We start from the raw sequence: 19,523 nt of genomic DNA, 5'->3' as shown, positions 1-19,523 counted from the left end.
AAAGGGCTGCCCGCGCAACTGCATCGCCGCGCGGACAGCCCGATAGATCCGATGAATTTCCTACATCTTAAAGCGGTAGCCCACTCCCCAGATGGTCTCAATATACTGCGGATTGGCTGTATCCATCTCTATCTTCTCACGGATCTTCTTGATATGCACTGTGACAGTGGCGATATCTCCGATAGATTCCATGTCCCAGATCTCGCTGAACAGTTCATCTTTAGTATACACATGATTAGGGTGACTTGCAAGAAAAGTCAGCAAATCAAACTCCTTTGTCGTAAAATTCTTCTCCTCCCCGTTGACCCACACTCTGCGGGCCGTGGTGTCGATCTTCAGTCCCCGGATCTCGATGATCTTGTTGGCCTCCGCCGCGCTTCCCACAAGCCGCTCGTAGCGGGCCAGATGGGCCTTCACGCGGGCCACCAGCTCGCTGGGACTGAAGGGCTTGGTCATGTAGTCGTCGGCTCCCAGGCCCAGCCCACGGATCTTGTCAATGTCGTCCTTCTTGGCCGACACCATGATGATGGGCGTATTTTTCTTATCCCGCACCTGACGGCAGATCTCAAAGCCGTCCACCCCGGGCAGCATCAGATCCAGGATGAGAAGGTTGAAATCCTCGTTTAAAGCCTTCTCAAGCCCCGTCTCCCCGTCATTGGCCACTTCCACCTCAAATCCGCTCAGCTCCAGATAATCCTTCTCCAGATCTGCGATGGCCTCTTCGTCTTCCACGATCAGTATCTTATTCATTTACCGGCACCTCCTGATATTTCCGGAGGACAAAATACATGGTGGTCCCAGTGCCTTCCCGGCTGGTGGCCCATATTTTTCCTCCATGGTCTTCTATGATCTTCTTGACAACGGAAAGACCGATCCCGCTTCCTCCCTTAGAGGAGTTCCGGGACGCGTCCGTCCTGTAAAATCTCTCGAATATATTGGTCAGGTCCTTGGCGGCAATGCCGCAGCCGTTGTCCTCCAGCTCCACCTGGACGAAATCTCCCACGTCCTTGACACGCAGGTTGATCTTGCCCTTTGCCTTGTCCATATATTTCAGAGAGTTGTTGATGATATTGTGGATCACCCGCTTGATCTGCTCCGCGTCCGCGATGACCTTCACGTCCTCCTCCACATAGTTGAAATAGCCGAACTCCACACCCCGCTGCTCCAGCTCCAGAGCCAGATCCTCGGCGCAGTCGTCAAAGTAGTTGTTCACCGAGAGGGTGTCAAAATTGTAGGGGATGCGGTTCGTGTCGATCTTGGAGTAGAAGGTCAGCTCGTTGATGAGAGTATCCATCTCCCCCGCCTTGTTGTAGATGGTGCGGATATATTTTTCCAGCTTCTCCGGCGTGTCCGCCACGCCGTCCATGATACCCTCGGCATAGCCCTTGATGGTGGTCACGGGGGTCTTCAGGTCATGGGAAATGTTGCTGATGAGCTCCTTATTCTCTTTATCAAAGGCCAGCTTCTCCTCCGCGTTGGCCTTCAGTCTCTTGCGCATCTCCTCAAAGTCCCGGCACAGCTGTCCCAGCTCGTCGTCGGTCTCCCACTTCATCTCAAAGTCCAGGTTTCCCTCCTTAATGTTCTGGGCCGCCTGCTGCATCCTGCCCAGGGGCTGCATGACAGTCCGGTAGATCCAGAGCACAAGCAGCGCCGCCGTAAAGATAAGCACCAGGGCGATGACCACCAGCACGTCCACCGCAAACTCCCTGATCTCCGGGATCATATCCCCCACGTCCGTGACGATAAAGGCGCTTCCGTCGGTTCCGTCGGTGTACTGGAAATCAATCTGTTTCACAAGGATCTGTACATTCCCCCCATAATAGAGGCCTGCGTCAGAGGTGGTCTCTGTGTTTCCGTAGGGAGGCAGCTTGCTCAGCACGCCGTCCAGGCTCTGCACCTTCTCTCCCATATAGGTGATCGTGTCGTCCTTGCGCACGATAAGGCAGGATTTCTTGTCCGCCAGCATATCGTTAAATTCTGCCAGGTAGGTGGCGTCCTCCAGCTTGTCCGGCTCTGTCAGGGCTGTCGCCTTCAGCTGATGGCAGGGCTCCACGGTGAGCTGCCCCAGCACCTGCACCGGGTTGGTCAGCACCTCCAGTGTGGTCCCCGTCAGGCCGTAGGTCTTCTCGATGGAGCTGATCTGGTATCTCCCCAGCAGAAGGATGAACAGGGATGTGAGCACCACAGGCACCATGATAACTGTAAAAAATGCAATGATCAGTCGGGTTTTAAACTTCATAGCATAAACCTCCGCTGTTATTTTAACATAAAAAGAGCGCTTTCCCAAAAAAGCGCTCATAAATTTTTATAAACTTTTTATAAATATGGCGCCGGGCCTTTACAGGCGCCCGGAGGACACCGCAAATATTCCGAGGCTCCTACAGATATTTCTTCAGATCCTCTGCCCTGTCTGTCTTCTCCCAGGGCAGATCCAGATCCGTGCGGCCAAAGTGTCCGTAGGCCGCCGTCTGCTTGTAGATAGGCCTTCTCAGGTCCAGCATCCGGATGATGCCGGCCGGGCGGAGGTCAAAGTTCTCCCTGATCATCTCCACGATCTTCTCATCAGACAGCCTGCCGGTTCCGAAGGTGTCTACCATGATGGATGTAGGATGGGCCACGCCGATGGCGTAGGAGAGCTGGATCTCGCACTTCTTCGCGATCCCCGCGGCCACGATGTTCTTGGCCACGTACCGGGCCGCGTAGGCCGCAGACCGGTCCACCTTGGTGCAGTCCTTTCCGGAGAAGGCGCCGCCGCCGTGGCGCGCCATGCCGCCGTATGTATCCACGATGATCTTGCGGCCCGTCAGTCCGCTGTCCCCGTGAGGTCCGCCGATGACAAACCGTCCTGTGGGGTTGATGAAGAACTTCGTGTGCTCATCTGTCATGCCCTCCGGGATGACCATGTCAAAGACATACTTTTTGATGTCCTCGTGGATCTGCTCCTGGGTCACATCCGGGTCGTGCTGGGTGGACAGAACCACTGCCTCCAGCCTGGCGGGCGCTCCGTTTTCATCGTACTCCACTGTCACCTGGGTCTTGCCGTCCGGACGAAGGTAGGGAAGAGTTCCGTTCTTCCTCACTTCCGCCAGCTTCCGGGCCAGCTTATGGGCCAGAGCAGCTGAGTAGGGCATCATCTCCGGCGTCTCGTCTGTGGCGTATCCGAACATCATGCCCTGGTCGCCGGCGCCGATGGCGTCCAGCTCCTCCTCGGACATCTTGTTCTCCTTTGCCTCCAGGGCCTTGTCCACGCCCATGGCGATGTCGGAGGACTGCTCGTCAATGGCTGTGATGACACCGCAGGTGTCCGCGTCAAAGCCGTATTTTCCTCTCGTGTAGCCGATCTCCCTGACTGTGTCGCGGACGATCTTCTGAATATCCACATAGGCGTTTGTAGTGATCTCTCCCATGACAAGCACCAGACCGGTAGTAGTGCATGTCTCGCAGGCCACACGGCTCATGGGATCCTGCTCGATGAGGGCATCCAGAATGGCGTCTGAGATCTGGTCGCACATTTTATCCGGATGGCCTTCGGTTACTGACTCTGATGTAAATAATCTTTTTTCCATTGTCCTCTCCTTTTCTTTTCTCCTGTTCATATCCTGCGCATAGGGCAAAAAAGAAGTCCGCTTATCAGGAATAAGCGGACTGTTATACACCCAACAAATCCTCTTATTGTTCGATCGCTCGCTCAGGTTGGCACCTTCCGTCGCCGGGGTTGCCGCAGCTTCACAGGTCCTTTGTACCTCCACTGCTCTGAATAAGAGAAATTTTCTTTATTTACTGTTTTTATATCCCGTAAGATACAATAGCTACTTTACATTCTTTTCCGTCAGAAGTCAAGCACTTTTTAGCTGACCTTCAGCATGAACTTTCGGATCTCCTTCTCCGTGGACACCTTCTCAATGACTGCGCCCAGGCTCCGCAGCTTCTCCTCAAAGCGCTCGTAGCCTCTCTGAATGTAGACGATGTCGTCCACAATGGTAATCCCTTCTGCGGCCAGTCCCGCGATGCACAGGGCTGCCCCCGCTCTCAGGTCCGGTGCGCTCACCCTGGCGCCGGAGAATTTCTCCACGCCCTCGATGGTGGCGGAATTGCCCTCGATCTTCACATTGGCTCCCATCCGTGCCAGCTCATCCAGGTATTTAAACCTGTTCTCAAAAATGCTCTCCGTGATGATACTTGTCCCCTCGCACAGAGCCAGGGTCACGCCGATCTGGGGCTGCATATCTGTTGGGAATCCCGGATAGGGAAGGGTCTTCACATGGGTACATTTCAGTCTGCCCTTGGAGACTACCCGCACGGCGTCGTCAAACTCCTCCACCTCGCATCCTATCTCCAGCAGTTTGGCCGTGGTGGCCTCCAGATGCTTGGGAATTACGTTCATCACCGTCACGTCTCCCTGGGTAGCCGCTGCCGCGAACATAAATGTCCCCGCCTCAATCTGGTCCGGAATGACAGAGTACTCTGTCCGGTGCAGTCTCTGAACGCCTCTGATCCTGATGACGTCTGTCCCGGCTCCCCTGATGTTAGCTCCCATGCTGTTGAGGAAGTTGGCCACATCCACAACGTGGGGCTCCTTGGCCACGTTCTCCAGGATCGTCAGTCCCTCTGCCATGGCTGCCGCCATCATCACGTTAATGGTGGCTCCCACGCTGACCACGTCAAAATAGATGTGCTTTCCTACCAGCCTTGATGCCTCGGCAATGATCTTGCCGTGCTCGATCTCCACGTCCGCTCCCAGAGCCCTGAAGCCCTTGAGATGCTGGTCAATGGGACGGCTGCCGATATTGCAGCCTCCGGGGAGGGCTACCTCAGCATGCCTGTATTTCCCGAGCAGAGCTCCCAGCAGATAGTAGGACGCCCGGATCTTCTTGATATAGTCGTACTCGATATCAACGCTTGTCACGCCTTTTCCGTTGATCTTCACTGTGTGCCGGTCCACTCTGTGCACCATCGCGCCGATCCCCGCAATGGCGTCCAGAAGTACATTGATGTCATTTACATCCGGAAGATTATCGATCATTACAGTTTCATCGCTCATAATTGCAGCCGCAAGAATAGCAAGAGCCGCATTCTTTGCTCCGCCTATCTCCACTTCACCGACAAGCGGATTGCCGCCTTTAATAATATATTGTTCCATACTGCACCTCGATCATACTCTCATTCTCCGCCCTCGCCGGCGAAGCCCGATTTTCTTGATATTTCCTAATTTTTCTGATGTTTCCGTATTCCAGCTATATATGTCCAGATCTTCTAATCTGATTATACTCTTATTATTTCTTGATCCCGCGCCAAAATTCATGGGAGTCATATCCTTATCCGGGACATTTTCCTTGTTTCAACGCAAAATCCGCCTTCACCATTATATCACATATAGTGTGCTTGTAAAACATTTTTTACAAGTGCGTAAAATTTCTGTAACATTTTACCATATAATGGATGTGTATGGCCTGTATTATTTTTCTAAAACGTTTAAAACTTTACCAATAGTTTCTTCCAATGTCAACCCATCTTCGCAAATTGTAATATCCGCATACTTTTCAAACAGGACTCTGCGCTCCTCGTACAGCTCCCGGAGCGTCTGGCCGTCCCGCAGGGCAACTCCTCTCTCATGGGGATCCCCGATCCTGTCTTTAATGGTCTCATAGGACACCTGAAGGTACACCACTTTTCCGATCCTCTTGTAGTGCTCCATGGCGTTTTTGCAGTAGACCACGCTCCCGCCCGGCGAGATGATGCAGTGCTCCGCCTCCACCTGGGCGTTGATCCGATCCTCCACCTCCAGGAACCCTTCCGTTCCGCGCTCCTCAATGATCTCATGCAGGAGCTTCTTCTCCTTCTCCTGTATGAGAAGATCCACGTCCAGAAAGCTGTAGCCCAGCCTCTTCGCCGCCACAACTCCTATGGTGCTCTTCCCGGCCGCCGGCATTCCGATGAAAATAATATTATCCATACTCCTCTCCTTCTCTCTTTGTACGTCTCCCCTTATCCAGTGCGTCTCCCCCGCACTGCGGTTCCACATTTCTTTTCGCACATTATAGCACGCTTTCGGCGCATTTGTCCACGGTTCGTCTGTCTCTGCGCTATATGGTTATTATATGCCGCCGGAGGGCCCCCGGTCACCGCCGCCCCTGGCTTTTGCACACGCTTCCAGATCAAAAAAACAGGAGGGCTCACAGACTCAGCGTCTCTGATGCTCTCCTGTCCTCTCTGGCTGTCAATAAAATTTCCGTTTGTACTTTCTGTGGTCGCAGCGCCTCTTGCAGACCTCCTGGTACAGCATGACCTGGATCAGATCCCGCAGCCACTCACCCGGCTCCTCCTCTTCTTTCTCCATCTTCTCGTATATCCGCCTGCACATCAGGCCGAGCTGCAACTTATCCGGGTACTCATCGTAGAGCATGCTGCCCTCGTATTCCATGCGGTCACATTCGTCCTCCACATAGGGCAGCGCCCGCTTCGCCGTGTCAGGATACATGCTCTTCATATAATCCAGATCCCGTCTCTCTATCCGCTCATCGTCATATAAGAGGGGTGTCGGATAGGCCATATAGTAAGGTAGCTTCCGTTCCATGCGCAACACACTCCCAGCTGAAAAGTTCTTTCTACGTACAGCATATGCGAGCCTTCTTATTTTGTTACATTTCATTTACATATATTGTTTTATTATGTCATTTATGCTATTGTAATTATGTTGTCCGGAACCTCCGACAGAGAGGAGGTGATATCTGTGGATTATTTTACAAACCTAATCCTTTCGGTCATGGCTGGTCTGATCGTACATCTCATCAGCAAGTGGTTAGACCGAAACAAACCAGACAACTAGCCCAGCTACATAAAAACTCCCCGGAAGGCCAATTTCCGGGGAGTTTTCTCTGTGGACTATTTTTAAACCTTTATAGCTCTCGCTATATCCTTATAATATATCCCTTTTTTGTTTCTGTCAATACTTTTCATTTCGTTTATGTCGCTTTTATCGTATACTTATTATGTTGTCCGGAACCTCCGACAGAAAGGAGGTGATCCTATGGAGCACTTTTTAAATATAGTGTGTTCGGTCACGGCTGGTCTGATCATCCATCTCATCAGCAAGTGGATAGACCGAAACAAACCAGACAACTAGCCCAACTACATAAAAACTCCCCGGAACCGACACTTCCGGGGAGTTTTTCCTATGGAACACTTTTTAAATCATAATAGCTTTCGCTATATTCTTATATTATCTCTCTTTTGCTTCTCTGTCAACACTTTATGTCATTATATATTCCTATGCCCGCTCGCTGTAGTGATGGGCCTCCTCAAGCATCATATCCTTCACCTTCATGAGCCGGATCTGGGAGCTTCTCTCGTTCTCATCCAGCTTCATGGTGATATATTTGATGGTCTCCTGCGCCTGAGGGATGATCACATGCTCCAGCGCGTTTACACGGCGTCGGGTCTTCTCAATCTCGGCAGCCATCAGCTGGCAGGCCTTCTCCACCTCCGCAAGCCGGAGCATATCCGGCAGGATGTCCGCAAGAGATTTCACCGCTCCGTCCAGGTCGCTGGATGTAAAGGCAAAGCCGTAGGAGTAGATATCGTTGGCGTCTGCTGTCCGGGTCTTTGTGTCAAACACCGGAATGTTGACGCTCATGACATTCTTCTTTCCCACCTCCAGGCTCACCTGCTGCTTCGGCGCCATCAGCGCCGTGTGGAGCGTGGCCTCGTCCATGCCCGCTCTGGCGATGACAAAATTCTTGTTGGCAGCCAGTATCCCAGCCTCCACCTTCTGGCGGAGGGCCATGTTCTCCCTGGCAAGATCCAGGAACTGCCGCATCAGCTCATCACGCTTATCCTTGAGGAGCTTGTGCCCCCTCCGAGCTGTGACAAGTTTCTTTTTCGTTTTTGTAAGCTCCATGCGGGTAGGAGTGATCTGTGTAGATGCCATATGCTTTCCTCCTTACTGTCTGCGCACGCCCTATGCAGATTTGCGGAAATATCCGTCCGCAGGCAAGCCTGCGCGGCTATTTCCACCAATCTGCGCACGGCTTACTGTTTCCCATAGTACAGATCCAGATACTTGTCGTCGATACGTTTCAGCTCGGACCTGGGCAGGATGGACAGAAGCTTCCAGCCGATCTCCAGCGTCTCCTCGATGGACCGGTCCGTGTGATAGCCCTGGGACACGTACTGCTTCTCGAACTCATCGGCAAATTTTGCGTAGATCAGATCGATCTCTGTCAGGGCCGCCTCGCCCAGGATGGTCATCAGCTCCTTGGCGTCTTTTCCTCTTGAGTAGGCCGCAAAGAGCTGGTTCATAGTGTTGGAGTGGTCCGCCCTGGTCTTGCCCTCGCCGATCCCCTTGTCCTTCAGACGGGACAGGGACGGCAGCACGTCGATGGGGGGCTGGATGCCCTTGCGGTAGAGGTCACGGCTCAGGATGACCTGCCCCTCTGTGATGTATCCGGTCAGGTCCGGGATGGGATGGGTCTTGTCGTCCTCCGGCATGGTCAGAATGGGGATCATGGTGATGCTTCCCTTCTTCCCTCTCTGCCGCCCCGCACGCTCATACATCTGCGCCAGGTCTGTATACATATATCCGGGATAGCCGCGGCGTCCCGGGACTTCCTTCTTGGCTGCGGAGATCTCACGGAGAGCGTCCGCATAGTTTGTGATGTCCGTCAGAATGACAAGGACATGCATGTCTTTTTCAAAGGCAAGGTACTCTGCCGCCGTCAGGGCCATACGGGGCGTGGAGATACGCTCCACGGCCGGGTCATTGGCCAGATTGATAAAGAGCACCGTCCTGTCGATGGCTCCCGTCTCCTTGAAAGACTCCACGAAGAAATTGGACTCCTCAAAGGTGATGCCCATGGCTGCGAATACAACGGCGAATTTCTCGTCGGTTCCCCGCACCTTTGCCTGCCTTGCGATCTGTGCCGCCAGCTGAGAGTGGGGCAGGCCGGAGCAGGAGAAGATAGGCAGCTTCTGCCCCCGGACAAGGGTGTTCAGTCCGTCGATGGCCGAGATACCTGTCTGGATAAACTCGGAGGGGTAGACTCTGGCTGCCGGGTTCATAGGCAGACCGTTGATGTCCCTCCTCTCCTCCGGAAGGATTTCCGGGCCTCCGTCCGCGGGGCGCCCCAGGCCGTCAAACACGCGGCCCAGCATATCCCCGGACACGCCCAGCTCCAGGCTCCTTCCAAGGAAGCGCACCTTACTGTTGCTTAAGTTGATGCCGGCGGCGTTTTCATAGAGCTGTACGACCACCTTGTCGCCGTCCACCTCCAGCACCTTGCAGCGGCGCTTCTCGCCGCTCATCAGTTCAATCTCGCCGAGCTCGTCGTAGGTGACTCCCTCCACGCCTTTTACCATCATCAGCGGGCCGGCAACTTCCTGTATGGTTCTGTATTCTTTTGGCATAATTAGAAGTCCTCCTTCCCGAATGTATCCGCGATCTCCGCGTCGAGCTCGCTCATAATGCTCTCATACTCAGACTCGATCTGGTCTGTCACTGTGTATTTGTAGCGTCCGATCTTCTCACGCACTGCCATCGTCAGGAGAGCGTTCATGGAAGCCCCCTTGTTCAGAGCGTCCATAGACTTCTCGTAGAAGGCCAGCACCAGGTTCATCATCAGGTACTGCTTCCGCAGAGGCGTGTAGGTGTCCACGTCGTGGAAGGAGTTTTGGTGCAGAAAGTCCTCGCGGATAGACCTGGCAGCCTCCATCTTCAGCCGGTCAGCCGGAGACAGGGCGTCCATGCCTACCATCTGCACGATCTCCTCCAGCTCCGCCTCGTCCTGCAGAAGGCTCATCATCTTCTGGCGGTCCTCCATCCAGTCAGGAGCCACCTTCTCATTGAACCAGCCGCTCACGTTGTCCAGATAGAGGGAGTAGCTGGTAAGCCAGTTGATGGCCGGGAAATGTCGCTTGTAGGCCAGATTGGAGTCCAGTCCCCAGAACACCTTCACGATACGCAGGGTTGCCTGGGACACAGGCTCCGAGGTGTCGCCTCCCGGGGGAGACACGGCTCCGATCACAGACAGGGAGCCCTCTCTTCCCTCTTTTCCGAGGGAGACTACATGGCCTGCCCTCTCGTAGAACTCCGCCAGACGGGAGCCCAGGTAAGCCGGGTATCCCTCCTCGCCGGGCATCTCCTCCAAACGACCCGACATCTCGCGGAGAGCCTCCGCCCACCGGGATGTGGAGTCCGCCATCAGGGCCACTGAGTATCCCATGTCGCGGAAATACTCCGCAATCGTAATTCCTGTATAAATAGACGCCTCACGGGCTGCGAAGGGCATATCCGAGGTGTTGGCGATAAGAACCGTCCTCTCCATCAGGGAACGTCCTGTCTTGGGATCCTTCAGCTCCGGGAATTCATTCAGAACGTCCGTCATCTCATTGCCCCGCTCACCGCATCCGATATAGACCACGATGTCCGCCTCGGCCCATTTTGCCAGCTGGTGCTGGATCACGGTCTTGCCGCTTCCGAAGGGTCCCGGCACAGCCGCCACACCGCCCCTGGCGATGGGGAAGAAGGTGTCAATGACCCTCTGGCCTGTCACAAGAGGCACATCCAGGGGCAGCTTTTTCACATAGGGCCGTCCCCGTCTCACGGGCCACTTCTGCACCATGGTCAGCTCCTTGTCCCCGTCCTCGGTGGCAATAACCGCCACTGTCTCCTCCACCGTGAATTCTCCTGCGCGGATCTCCTTCACGATTCCTTTTATCCCATAGGGAACCATGATCTTCTGCTGCACCACCTGTGTCTCCTGCACGGTGCCCAGTACATCTCCGGCCTCCACCTCGTCTCCGGCCCTGGCCACGGGGACAAAGTCCCATTTTTTCTGTCTGTTCAGAGCCGCCACCTCCACGCCTCTTTGCAGGTTGTTTCCTGAGATCTTCATGATCTCGTCAAGAGGGCGCTGGATGCCGTCATAAATGCTGGAGATGAGCCCGGGCCCAAGCTCCACCGACATGGGAGCCCCCGTGGACTCCACCGGCTCGCCGGGTCCCAGTCCGGATGTCTCCTCGTACACCTGGATGGACGCCTCGTCTCCGTGCATCTCTATGATCTCGCCTATCAGGCGCTGCCTGCTGACGCGCACCACGTCGGACATGTTGGCATCCCTCATTCCGGACGCAATGACCAGCGGTCCCGCTACTTTTTTGATCGTACCTGTACTCATAATGGACGTATCACCTCAACTTTCTTAGTTACTGAACAGGATATCGGACCCAACGGCCTGTTCCACCGATTTCTTCACTCCTCTGACACCGCTGCCCGTATTTCCGGACACCCCCGGGATCTCTATGACCGCCGGGATGATCTGCCCCTCGTACCGGGCTATGTCGTGCTTCAGCTGGGCCGCCAGCTTCTCCGTGATATAGATGATCCCATACCCCTCTGCGGCAAGCTGGTGGAGCCTCTCCCCTGCCTCCTGGAATGTGACGGGAAATGTGTCAAGTCCCAGGGCAGCAAAGCCGTAAATGCTGTCATAATCGCCCATCACTGCTATCTTATACATACATTTCCCTTACCCTTTCCCGGATTGCCTGTTCCGGCAGCTGACTTCGCTTGCCGGAGAGGATGATCCGCACTGTCTTGATCTCGTTTTGTCTTGCAAGTACATACGCCACCACCGGGCCTATGGTAAATGCTTTATATTTCTGCGGGCTGATGGTCTGGATGATGCGGTTGTCACACCAGCGCTCAAAGGCGGACATGGACTCTGCGAGAGCCTGTGCCCCTCCCGCGTACTCGGTGCCAAGGAGATAGTCCCGTATGGCCTCCGGTCCCGAGAGGGCCGCCTTTGCAAGCTGGTCCACGCTGAGGCTTCCGCACTCCGCCATGGCCTGCTTCATAAATTCTATGGATTTTGCGGTTTTCTGCGCCCGCACGGCGATCTTGATGTCCGCCACCGCCACCACGGATCTGGCATAGTCCCGGATGATCTCGTCCTCCGACTCCATTCCCGCCTTGTAAATGGCGTCCAGGGCCGCCCTGTCTATGATGATGTCGCAGAGCTGTCCGTCCCCCGCGTGAAGCAGCGCCTCACAGGCCTGCCGGGCCGCCTGGCTCATATTTGCGGGAAGCCGCCCGAAATCCTTCTCACGTATGATCTCCAGCATCTCCTGACCGGAAACTGCCGTGTCCTCGTAGAAAATGTCTCCGGGAGGCTCCTCTGTACAGGCCGCCTTGACTGCTGCCTTCAGATTGTGGAACAGCTTCTGGCAGAAGAGAACGTCGAACTTTTTCCTGTCAATGGACAGCTCACCCACGGTCTGCCAGATCTTCTCCTCCTCCCGCTTCAGCATCGTCTCTGCGTCCCCGGAGGTGTCTGTGTCACCCCAGCCCCGCTCCGCCAGGAACTGCAGGCACTGCTCATAGCTCTGGCAGGCGATGAGCTGGTCGATGACCGCGTTGGAGAAGAGAGAGACCTCAAGGGCTCTTATGCGGGCAACCGCGTAGGTATACTTTTCACTCATCTAGGTTCCTCCTCACGCCCTGTCCCGGGAAAACAATCTCTTCTGAACCCGGTCGCTCATCTCATCCCGCCTTGTCTCAAAGATGGCTTTAAAGGTACAGTTCTCTTCGATCCCGCCGTACACCAGCACGAACCCGTCGGGTACAAGAGGATCCCCCTCTGCCAGAGAAAGGGAGCCTCCCTTTGCCTCGGCCGCCTTCTGTATCTTTTCCTCAAATCCGTCCGGCATGCGCTGTGCGTCCGCAGGTGAAAAATGGATCTCTCCCACCTGGGGGAGTACGTAATGATCCAGCAGCCTCTCTATCAACTCAAAATACGCTGCCGTATCCATGTCCTTTATTTTCCGGTAAGCCTCCTTTAGCACCTCCGCTATCATCTCCTGCCTGGCGCCAAGAAGCCTGGTTCGCCTCTCCAGATCCGATGCCGACAGCGCCTTCTCCTTCAGGCCCTCCGCATCTGCCCGGGCCTTTTCGAGGATGGCCGCGGCAGATCCCTCCGCCTGCCTCTTCCTCTCGTCCAGAAGCTCCCGGGCCTGTCTGTTCGCATCCTGTATCTTCACCTCAGCGGAGGACCGGGCTTCTTCCAGGATACGGCTTTTCATTTTCTCTAATCCAGTCATAGCCTTCGCACTCCTTTTTCTGATTTTTCCCTGTCACCTGTCTGCGTTCCTATACCTGGATCATGGTCACGGCGATGACGGAAATCAGAAGAGAAAGGATCGCGTAGGTCTCAACCATGGCCGGGAACAGCATGGCCTTACCGAACTGCTCCGGTTTTTTCGCAACGATGCCAATGGACGCCGCGGCAGCCTCCCCCTGGGATTTTCCTGAGATCAGTCCCACGATGCCTACCGGCAGGCAGGCCGCCAGGATGAGAAGCCCTGTCTGGGGATCCAGCTCCAGTCCGCCGCCGCCCAGAAGGCCGATCTTGGAAAGTGTGACAAAGCCTACCAGCAGTCCGTAAATTCCCTGTGTACCGGGCAGAAGCTGGAGTACCAGAACCTTGGCAAATTTGCTGGGGTCCTCTGTCACGACCCCTGCCGCCGCCTGTCCTGCGATGCCGACGCCGAGAGCTGATCCCGCGCCTGCGAGAAACACGGCCACTGCCGCTCCGAGAAGTCCATATACCAGTCCTAAATTCTCCCATATACTCATGATATCGTTTCCTCCTTAATATCTACATATTTTGTATCATTCTCAAAGGGTTCAAAGGGCTTCCCTCCCCCTTCATAAAACTTTCCGAAAAACTCCACAAACTGGAGACGGTTCGTGTGTACGTATGCTCCCAGCAGGTTGATGGCCATGTTCATGGCGTGTCCCACGATGAATACAGCGATGAACACCAGCACTCCGAAAACGCTCTTTCCCAGCATGCTCCCCATCATGTTGACGACGGAGGCGATGACGCCTGTAGCCAGTCCCAGAGCCAGAAGCCGGGAGTAGGACAAAACGTCGCTGAGCCAGCCGGTGATGTTGTAAATGTCGTAGGCTCCCAGGGCCAGCCTGAGCACCGGGTTTTTGTTGGCCCGTCCTGACATCAGGAGAAGTCCCACAGCCCCCGCGACAGCCAGCACCTTTGCCAGCGTGTTAAGGGCCGGCGGGAAGACGATGTCCATCTGCGAGATGGAGCGGAAGATCTCCGACGGAAGCAGCATCAGGATAAGCCCCATCAGAAATACGTACCAGAGCACCACGTCGCAGAAAAAGTCCAGATACTGTTTGTCCTTAAGCTCCATGTAGCCCTTGATCCCAAGTCCCACAAACAGGTGGATCGTCCCAAACAGCATGGAGTAGACCAACAGCTTCATGGGGTCGTTAAGCGGCGCGAACCACAGCGGCGGTATGCTCACCTCTTTGCCGAAAAACACGCTGGAAACCACGTCCACCACGTCCCCGAAATAGCCTCCGAACAGAACGCCCCACACGATAGTAGAGATGCCGCAGAACATGAACAGCTTCAGCGATTTGTGCATCCCCGCGCTCATTCTGGGGAATTTCCTGAGCACCACAAAGCACACGATGGCCACGATAGCGCCGTAGGCTGCGTCGGAGAGCATCATTCCGAAGAAGAACACATAAAAAAACGACATGATAGTGGTTGGGTCAAACTCCCCCTTATGGGGCAGCCCGTAGGACTCCAGCACTCCCTCCACACTGGAGGAGAAGGCGTTGTTGTGCAGGATGGTGGGCGGCTCCTCGTCCTCCCCCGGCTCCTCCACATCCATGACGCAGTCGTATTTCTCTTCTATCGCCTTCCGCAGGGCAGGCACCGCCTTTGCCGGCACGTACCCGCTGATGAGAAAGGTGCGCCCTGACTGGGGCAGTGTTCCCAGCACCTGGTATTTCTCCGCCCGGATGCGGTAGTAATCTGAAATGTACTCCAGCTCCTCCCGCCTTTCGGCACGGGCCTTTATCTCCTCTTCCTTCTCTTCTATTTCCCTGTTCAGCTTTCCAATATCTGCTTTCAGCTCCTCTGTCCGGACCGCCGGATCCTCCGGTACAATCTGAGAGGGCCTTGCAAATCCTCCCTGGCGGAGCGCTTCCTCCACTGCCTCCGCGTTCTCTCTCATGCAGAGCACAGCCAGGTACACGCCCTCCGTCCCGGAGGAGACGATCTCCACATCCAGCTCCTCTGTCTGGGGGAGCTGCTCTGCCAGGACCGCGTACACGTCCTCCAGTGTGGTGCCGGCGGCCATAGTGCCTATCAGCATGGCTGTGTGCTCTGTCCCCTCAAAGTTCATGGGCACGCCCAGAGCCAGCCAGGGGCTCAGGCTCTCAATCTGGTTCTCGTCCTTGAGGATGGCAGCCTTCTTCTCCGCGATCTGTCTGCTGTCCCGAAGGATATCCGCCGCCACATCCATGATTTCTTCCCTGTCTCCGGCCGCCTGTCGGAACCGCTTCTCATCCACCAGCTTTTTCCCCTCAAGGCTGGCGAACAGGGACTTCTTCCGGGGAACGTACTGCTCCAGCACGTCCAGGGCCTGATCCGCAGTGTGGGCCTTCTTCTCAAAGCTCAGCCTTGGGCTGGTGGTGTCCATCCGCTGGAAGACGTCATCGTCCTCCGCCAGCTGGCTGACCTCCATAAGTCCCAGGGACTGGAGCCGTTCAAGGATGGCCTTCCGGTCCTTCTTCAGCGCGCAGATACTGACTCTCTGCATCTGCAGTACTGCCATAGACACATCCCTCCTTTTCTTTCATTTTCCAGGAAGCGTCTCAGATCAGATGATCGATGACATCTGACACGGCGGCCTCCTTCTCTTTTTCCGCTTCCTCTCGCAGAGCCCGGATCATCTCCTCCGTCTCCGCAGCCGCCTTTTCCGCCATTTGTTTCCCTTCCTCAGCAGCAGAGTCCATGACAGCCGCAGCCTCGGTTTTTGCATCCTGCGTGATCTTTTCCTGCATTTTCTTTGCCTCATCGGATGCCTGGGAAAGGATCTGCTCACAGCGGGCATCCGCCTGCGCCACGATCTCTCCGGCCTCTTTTTCGGCCTGCTTTATGGTCTGAATGGTCTCTTCTACCATCTATTCACCACCTCTCTTTTCCTTTTTTTGCTATCTTGTAGTTCAAATTATAATATGATTTGTGCGGCATGTCTATTATTTTTTGTATTTTTTCTTTTAAAACCATTTATGATTATACAATTCGTTTTATAATCTTACAATTATTTCTGTTTTCGCGTATCTCATATTTTTTCGCTCTATTCCTTTACTTTCTCCCTCTGATTTTGATTTTATACAGCCCGTTTCCTGCAATCCAGGAAAATAAAAAAGAGTCCCGCTTGCGGAACTCTCACGCCATGCGCGGCTGCGCATGTCTGATCTGTCTTTTTATTTTTCCCAGGACAGGCGGTGCAGATGCCCTTCCCTGTTCAGCTCTGCAAATCCGTTCTGCCGCAGAGCCTCATAGAGAACGATGGCCACGGAATTGCCCAGGTTGAGAGACCGGATCTGGCCCATCATGGGAATCCGCACGCAGGTGTCCTGATGCTCCACCAGAATCTCCTCCGGTATGCCGGCGCTCTCCTTTCCGAACATGATATAGCAGTCCGGCTCGTAGCGGACATCCGTGTAGACCCTGGGCGCCTTTGTGGTGGCCATGTAGATCTTGGCTCCCGGATTTTTCTCCAGAAAATCCCGGTAGTCGATGTAGGTGGTCACATCCAGATCCTTCCAGTAGTCCATCCCCGCACGCTTCAGGCTCTTTTCATCCAGCCGGAAGCCCAGAGGCTCAATGAGATGAAGCCGCGCCCCGGCGGCCACGCATGTCCTTCCTATATTTCCCGTATTGGCCGGTATCTCCGGCTCGTGCAGTACAATGTTCAGCATCCGTACCCTCCTTATTCCTGCTGCCAGAGCTTCCAGATCTCGTCCAGCCCGGGACGATCCAGAAACCTGACGTCTTCCCCATTCTGTACGATCTTGTCGTTGTCCCCTCTGAGCCTTCCTATGACACAGGCCTCCACCTGCTGCCGGGCAAGCCTCTCCGCTGCCGCCTCACCGTCGGCTGCCGCCAAAAGAAAGCAGCCCGCCGATGTGAGCTGGTAGGGGTTGATGTGAAAAAGCTCGCACACCTCGATGGTCTCCTGCCTGACAGGGATCTTCTTCAGATCCGCCTCCAGGCCCCGGCCTGTCCAGGCGGACAGCTCCCACAAAGTCTTGAAAATTCCTCCCTGGCCCACGTGACAGATCACCGGTATGCCGGCTCTTCTGACCGCCCGGGCTATGTCCAGGCCAAAAATCTGATCCTCCGCTGACTCCACAAGGCGCAGAAAAGAGGGGGCGAACCTGCCGGCCAGGACCTCTCTCTTCTCCTGGCTGATCCGCAGCATCCCCTCCAGGCCCGCATAGCCCGCCACAAGGATGTCCAGCTGCTCCAGGTGCTCCGGGCGCCCCGGAGTCTCCCGGCTTTCAGGAGCAGCCGGTTTTCCCTGGATCCCCGGGGAAGCAAAGCCCGGTCTGCCCTCAGCCGTCACCAGGGCGCAGGGCAGGGAGATGGCCGGGCATTTTCCTCCCTCTGTCCCCCTTATCTCCAGAAAAAATGGCAGGGTATCTGCCATTTTCTTCCATTTCTTTTTTAAATCATACAGAAAAGTATTCTCCCGGTCCGCCGGTATCTGGAACACCGCCTTTGCGGCGAACTCTTCCGCCCCCCGGGCCGCCAGGGCATTGACGCAGTGAGCCAGGGCGTACCGCCCCAGATCCCTTTGCTCCCCGTAAATGATCGCTGTCTCTGTCACAATCCGCTCTCCTTTGTCCTTCTCTTTGCGCCTACTCCTGTGTCTGATCCGGCGCCTGCTCCTCGCTTCCCGCCGAGGCAGCCTGGCTCACTGCCGCATTGACCTTGTCCGCGTCCTGGGAGGCAATGGCGCTCTGGAGGGCAGTCAGCACACCCCCGCTGGCCGACGCAGTCCCCACTTCGATCACCTGGTCCGACTTTTCATAGTGGCTGGTGTTAAACACCTCCCGGCTGACCTCCTGGCCGTCCTCGTACACGATCTTCCAGAGCTGCGCCTCCACGCCGTCGTGCGGGCTTCCTGTCACCTCTGTAGTTCCCGCCGCCAGCTCGGTGTTTTCCTTATATACTGTGCCGTAGGGCTCTGTGCTGATGGTCTCGCTCTCGTATTCCACCGTCCGGTTCTTTGGCCTTGTCTCCTTGCCGTAAATAATAAACCGGAGCTGGTTGCTGTCATTGATCTCCCCATAGATATAGATGGGCGTGTCATAGCTGTTCCTGAACTTGAAATCCAGATAATCTCCGGCTATCGCCGCGTCCCTGGAGGGCTTCACGTAAGCCACGGTCATGGAGTGGGGAGACCGCTCCACCACCTCCAGCTCGGCGTAAATAACCGCGTTGTAGAGGGTGGTTGAGACCTGGCAGATGCCGCCGCCGTAATCGGACACCACCTGGCCGTTCTCGTAGGCTCCGGCCTCCACATAGCCGTTCTCCGGCGTGAAGGGCCCTGTTGTCTGTCCCACAGACAGAGTCTCGCCCGGCATCAGGATCTTCCCGTTCAGCTTATCTACACCGTTTTTCAGGTTCTGCCATCTCTCTCCGCCCCCGGCGTCAGTCCAGAAGCTGCCCAGCTCATCCTGTATGGTGGACAGATCCTCCTCCGTGATCTTTGGCTTCTCCTTTTTTGTCTGCAGCTCCACGGCAAAATCATCGTGCTCCCACTGGTCATTGAGGTGGTCTGTGACCGCCTCGATGGTGGCCTCCACATCCAAAGCCTTCCCTTCCTGCTCCGGAGTAATCTCAAAGGAGGTGGCGGTCTTCTGGATGGAGGCGTCCACTGCGCCCTGTACAAGAGGCACCGCCCGTTCATTCAGGACAGCCTCTGTCTGCTCCTGATCCAGACTGAATTTCTCCCGGATCACATATTTTTCTTTTTCCAGATTTTTCTGCTTTCTGTAGCGGGAAAATACGCTTCCTGTCTTGCCGTAGTCCACCGCTTCCTGGGCCAGCTCATCCACATCCTCGGCGGACAGCCCCAGCTCACTCAAAGCGGCCTGGGCGGAACCGTTGTCAGCCTCCAAAGTCACAGTCACCGCGCCGTCGGACTCCATATGCTCCTCCAGAGCGGCGCTGGCCTCCTTCGCGGTCATGCCGGACACATCCATGGCGCCGATCCATACATTGTCGCAGATCACATTCTCATCCACTCTATTTACATAATTCCTTAAATGTATATAGACACCAAGCAGGGCGATCAGTATCAGCCCTGCGCCTGCCATGATGAGAAGACGCGCCCGCTTCTTCCTGCGCGCAGTCATTCTCTTTGTTTCCCTCAGGCTCCTTCTCCGTGATGCCATTACCTTCCGCCTATCCTTCCTGGTTACGTTTCATCCTGCCCTTTAGATTATGATGGAGGGTATGATGGACGTAGCCACCATAGCTACAATCACAATCATAATAATGATCGCAATGATCCGTCTTGTCCGCTTATTGTTAAAATTCATGATTCTTTCTCCTACTATTAGTATTGTCATAGTCATTCTTTACCTTTTCTACAGGTTAGACTATGCTATTTTAAGATACTGTGGATTGGTTTCTTTC

18 protein-coding genes and 1 riboswitch are annotated in these 19,523 nt (G+C 55.1%); all 18 genes read right to left on the bottom strand.

The genetic code is table 11. From position 1 onward, the window contains the following. Positions 1-60 precede the first annotated feature (60 nt). Complete coding sequence (locus NI21_RS0109215) at positions 61-750, bottom strand: response regulator transcription factor (protein WP_033125950.1); 690 nt, start codon at positions 748-750, stop codon at positions 61-63. After that, a complete protein-coding gene (locus NI21_RS0109210) occupies positions 743-2,239 on the bottom strand; it encodes a cell wall metabolism sensor histidine kinase WalK (RefSeq protein WP_033125949.1) in 1,497 nt (498 codons plus the stop codon). Before NI21_RS0109210 ends, NI21_RS0109215 begins: the two co-directional genes overlap by 8 nt. A 139-nt stretch (positions 2,240-2,378) precedes the next feature. After that, entirely contained in the window at positions 2,379-3,566 is a 1,188-nt protein-coding gene (metK, locus tag NI21_RS0109205; RefSeq protein WP_033125983.1) for a methionine adenosyltransferase, read from the bottom strand. A gap of 100 nt (positions 3,567-3,666) precedes the next feature. Beyond that, positions 3,667-3,764, bottom strand: a riboswitch (SAM riboswitch). A gap of 83 nt (positions 3,765-3,847) precedes the next feature. Next, positions 3,848-5,140, bottom strand: coding sequence for a UDP-N-acetylglucosamine 1-carboxyvinyltransferase (locus NI21_RS0109200; RefSeq protein WP_033125948.1), 1,293 nt, complete (start codon positions 5,138-5,140; stop codon positions 3,848-3,850). Between the two features lie 315 nt (positions 5,141-5,455). After that, positions 5,456-5,953, bottom strand: coding sequence for a shikimate kinase (locus NI21_RS0109195; protein WP_033125947.1), 498 nt, complete (start codon positions 5,951-5,953; stop codon positions 5,456-5,458). Between the two features lie 264 nt (positions 5,954-6,217). After that, positions 6,218-6,574 carry a hypothetical protein gene (locus NI21_RS0109190; protein WP_033125946.1) on the bottom strand — a complete coding sequence of 119 codons (357 nt, stop codon included), beginning with the start codon at positions 6,572-6,574 and terminating at the stop codon, positions 6,218-6,220. Positions 6,575-7,267: 693 nt separating this feature from the next. Beyond that, positions 7,268-7,927, bottom strand: a complete 660-nt coding sequence (locus NI21_RS0109185; RefSeq protein WP_033125945.1) for a V-type ATP synthase subunit D — start codon at positions 7,925-7,927, stop codon at positions 7,268-7,270. Between the two features lie 101 nt (positions 7,928-8,028). Beyond that, positions 8,029-9,402 (bottom strand): V-type ATP synthase subunit B, encoded by a 1,374-nt coding sequence (locus NI21_RS0109180; protein ID WP_033125944.1) that lies wholly within the window; start codon positions 9,400-9,402, stop codon positions 8,029-8,031. Between the two features lie 2 nt (positions 9,403-9,404). After that, on the bottom strand, positions 9,405-11,171 hold the full coding sequence (locus tag NI21_RS0109175) for a V-type ATP synthase subunit A (protein WP_033125943.1): 1,767 nt from the start codon (positions 11,169-11,171) through the stop codon (positions 9,405-9,407). 24 nt (positions 11,172-11,195) lie between these two features. Next, complete coding sequence (locus tag NI21_RS0109170) at positions 11,196-11,510, bottom strand: V-type ATP synthase subunit F (protein WP_033125942.1); 315 nt, start codon at positions 11,508-11,510, stop codon at positions 11,196-11,198. Continuing rightward, on the bottom strand, positions 11,503-12,471 hold the full coding sequence (locus NI21_RS0109165; RefSeq protein ID WP_033125941.1) for a V-type ATPase subunit: 969 nt from the start codon (positions 12,469-12,471) through the stop codon (positions 11,503-11,505). Before NI21_RS0109165 ends, NI21_RS0109170 begins: the two co-directional genes overlap by 8 nt. A gap of 12 nt (positions 12,472-12,483) precedes the next feature. Then, positions 12,484-13,089 (bottom strand): V-type ATP synthase subunit E, encoded by a 606-nt coding sequence (locus NI21_RS0109160; protein WP_033125940.1) that lies wholly within the window; start codon positions 13,087-13,089, stop codon positions 12,484-12,486. 49 nt (positions 13,090-13,138) lie between these two features. Further along, a complete protein-coding gene (locus NI21_RS0109155) occupies positions 13,139-13,624 on the bottom strand; it encodes a V-type ATP synthase subunit K (protein ID WP_033125939.1) in 486 nt (161 codons plus the stop codon). Continuing rightward, the gene (locus tag NI21_RS0109150; RefSeq protein ID WP_033125938.1) at positions 13,621-15,642 is read right to left on the bottom strand and encodes a V-type ATP synthase subunit I; all 2,022 of its coding nucleotides are present in this window, start codon (positions 15,640-15,642) and stop codon (positions 13,621-13,623) included. Before NI21_RS0109150 ends, NI21_RS0109155 begins: the two co-directional genes overlap by 4 nt. A gap of 40 nt (positions 15,643-15,682) precedes the next feature. Then, positions 15,683-15,991 (bottom strand): hypothetical protein, encoded by a 309-nt coding sequence (locus NI21_RS0109145; RefSeq protein WP_033125937.1) that lies wholly within the window; start codon positions 15,989-15,991, stop codon positions 15,683-15,685. A 306-nt stretch (positions 15,992-16,297) separates the two neighbouring features. After that, the gene (locus NI21_RS0109140; protein ID WP_033125936.1) at positions 16,298-16,795 is read right to left on the bottom strand and encodes a tRNA (cytidine(34)-2'-O)-methyltransferase; all 498 of its coding nucleotides are present in this window, start codon (positions 16,793-16,795) and stop codon (positions 16,298-16,300) included. 11 nt (positions 16,796-16,806) lie between these two features. Continuing rightward, entirely contained in the window at positions 16,807-17,706 is a 900-nt protein-coding gene (locus tag NI21_RS0109135; RefSeq protein ID WP_033125935.1) for an AIR synthase-related protein, read from the bottom strand. Between the two features lie 31 nt (positions 17,707-17,737). Continuing rightward, positions 17,738-19,240, bottom strand: coding sequence for a VanW family protein (locus NI21_RS0109130; protein WP_033125934.1), 1,503 nt, complete (start codon positions 19,238-19,240; stop codon positions 17,738-17,740). Positions 19,241-19,523: the final 283 nt, after the last annotated feature.

Origin of the sequence: Eubacterium sp. ER2 (genome assembly GCF_000765215.1) — a bacterium.
GTDB lineage: Bacteria > Bacillota > Clostridia > Lachnospirales > Lachnospiraceae > Claveliimonas > Claveliimonas intestinigallinarum.
Note: the sequence above shows the minus strand (reverse complement) of the source record. Positions and strands in the feature narration are given on the sequence as shown.

What these genes read in the sequence shown, in the direction of transcription:
- NI21_RS0109215 (WP_033125950.1), bottom strand. Translation starts at nt 750, where the DNA reads ATGAATAAGATACTGATCGTGGAAGACGAAGAGGCCATCGCAGATCTG.
- NI21_RS0109210 (WP_033125949.1), bottom strand. Translation starts at nt 2,239, where the DNA reads ATGAAGTTTAAAACCCGACTGATCATTGCATTTTTTACAGTTATCATG.
- metK (WP_033125983.1), bottom strand. Translation starts at nt 3,566, where the DNA reads ATGGAAAAAAGATTATTTACATCAGAGTCAGTAACCGAAGGCCATCCG.
- NI21_RS0109200 (WP_033125948.1), bottom strand. Translation starts at nt 5,140, where the DNA reads ATGGAACAATATATTATTAAAGGCGGCAATCCGCTTGTCGGTGAAGTG.
- NI21_RS0109195 (WP_033125947.1), bottom strand. Translation starts at nt 5,953, where the DNA reads ATGGATAATATTATTTTCATCGGAATGCCGGCGGCCGGGAAGAGCACC.
- NI21_RS0109190 (WP_033125946.1), bottom strand. Translation starts at nt 6,574, where the DNA reads ATGGAACGGAAGCTACCTTACTATATGGCCTATCCGACACCCCTCTTA.
- NI21_RS0109185 (WP_033125945.1), bottom strand. Translation starts at nt 7,927, where the DNA reads ATGGCATCTACACAGATCACTCCTACCCGCATGGAGCTTACAAAAACG.
- NI21_RS0109180 (WP_033125944.1), bottom strand. Translation starts at nt 9,402, where the DNA reads ATGCCAAAAGAATACAGAACCATACAGGAAGTTGCCGGCCCGCTGATG.
- NI21_RS0109175 (WP_033125943.1), bottom strand. Translation starts at nt 11,171, where the DNA reads ATGAGTACAGGTACGATCAAAAAAGTAGCGGGACCGCTGGTCATTGCG.
- NI21_RS0109170 (WP_033125942.1), bottom strand. Translation starts at nt 11,510, where the DNA reads ATGTATAAGATAGCAGTGATGGGCGATTATGACAGCATTTACGGCTTT.
- NI21_RS0109165 (WP_033125941.1), bottom strand. Translation starts at nt 12,471, where the DNA reads ATGAGTGAAAAGTATACCTACGCGGTTGCCCGCATAAGAGCCCTTGAG.
- NI21_RS0109160 (WP_033125940.1), bottom strand. Translation starts at nt 13,089, where the DNA reads ATGACTGGATTAGAGAAAATGAAAAGCCGTATCCTGGAAGAAGCCCGG.
- NI21_RS0109155 (WP_033125939.1), bottom strand. Translation starts at nt 13,624, where the DNA reads ATGAGTATATGGGAGAATTTAGGACTGGTATATGGACTTCTCGGAGCG.
- NI21_RS0109150 (WP_033125938.1), bottom strand. Translation starts at nt 15,642, where the DNA reads ATGGCAGTACTGCAGATGCAGAGAGTCAGTATCTGCGCGCTGAAGAAG.
- NI21_RS0109145 (WP_033125937.1), bottom strand. Translation starts at nt 15,991, where the DNA reads ATGGTAGAAGAGACCATTCAGACCATAAAGCAGGCCGAAAAAGAGGCC.
- NI21_RS0109140 (WP_033125936.1), bottom strand. Translation starts at nt 16,795, where the DNA reads ATGCTGAACATTGTACTGCACGAGCCGGAGATACCGGCCAATACGGGA.
- NI21_RS0109130 (WP_033125934.1), bottom strand. Translation starts at nt 19,240, where the DNA reads ATGACTGCGCGCAGGAAGAAGCGGGCGCGTCTTCTCATCATGGCAGGC.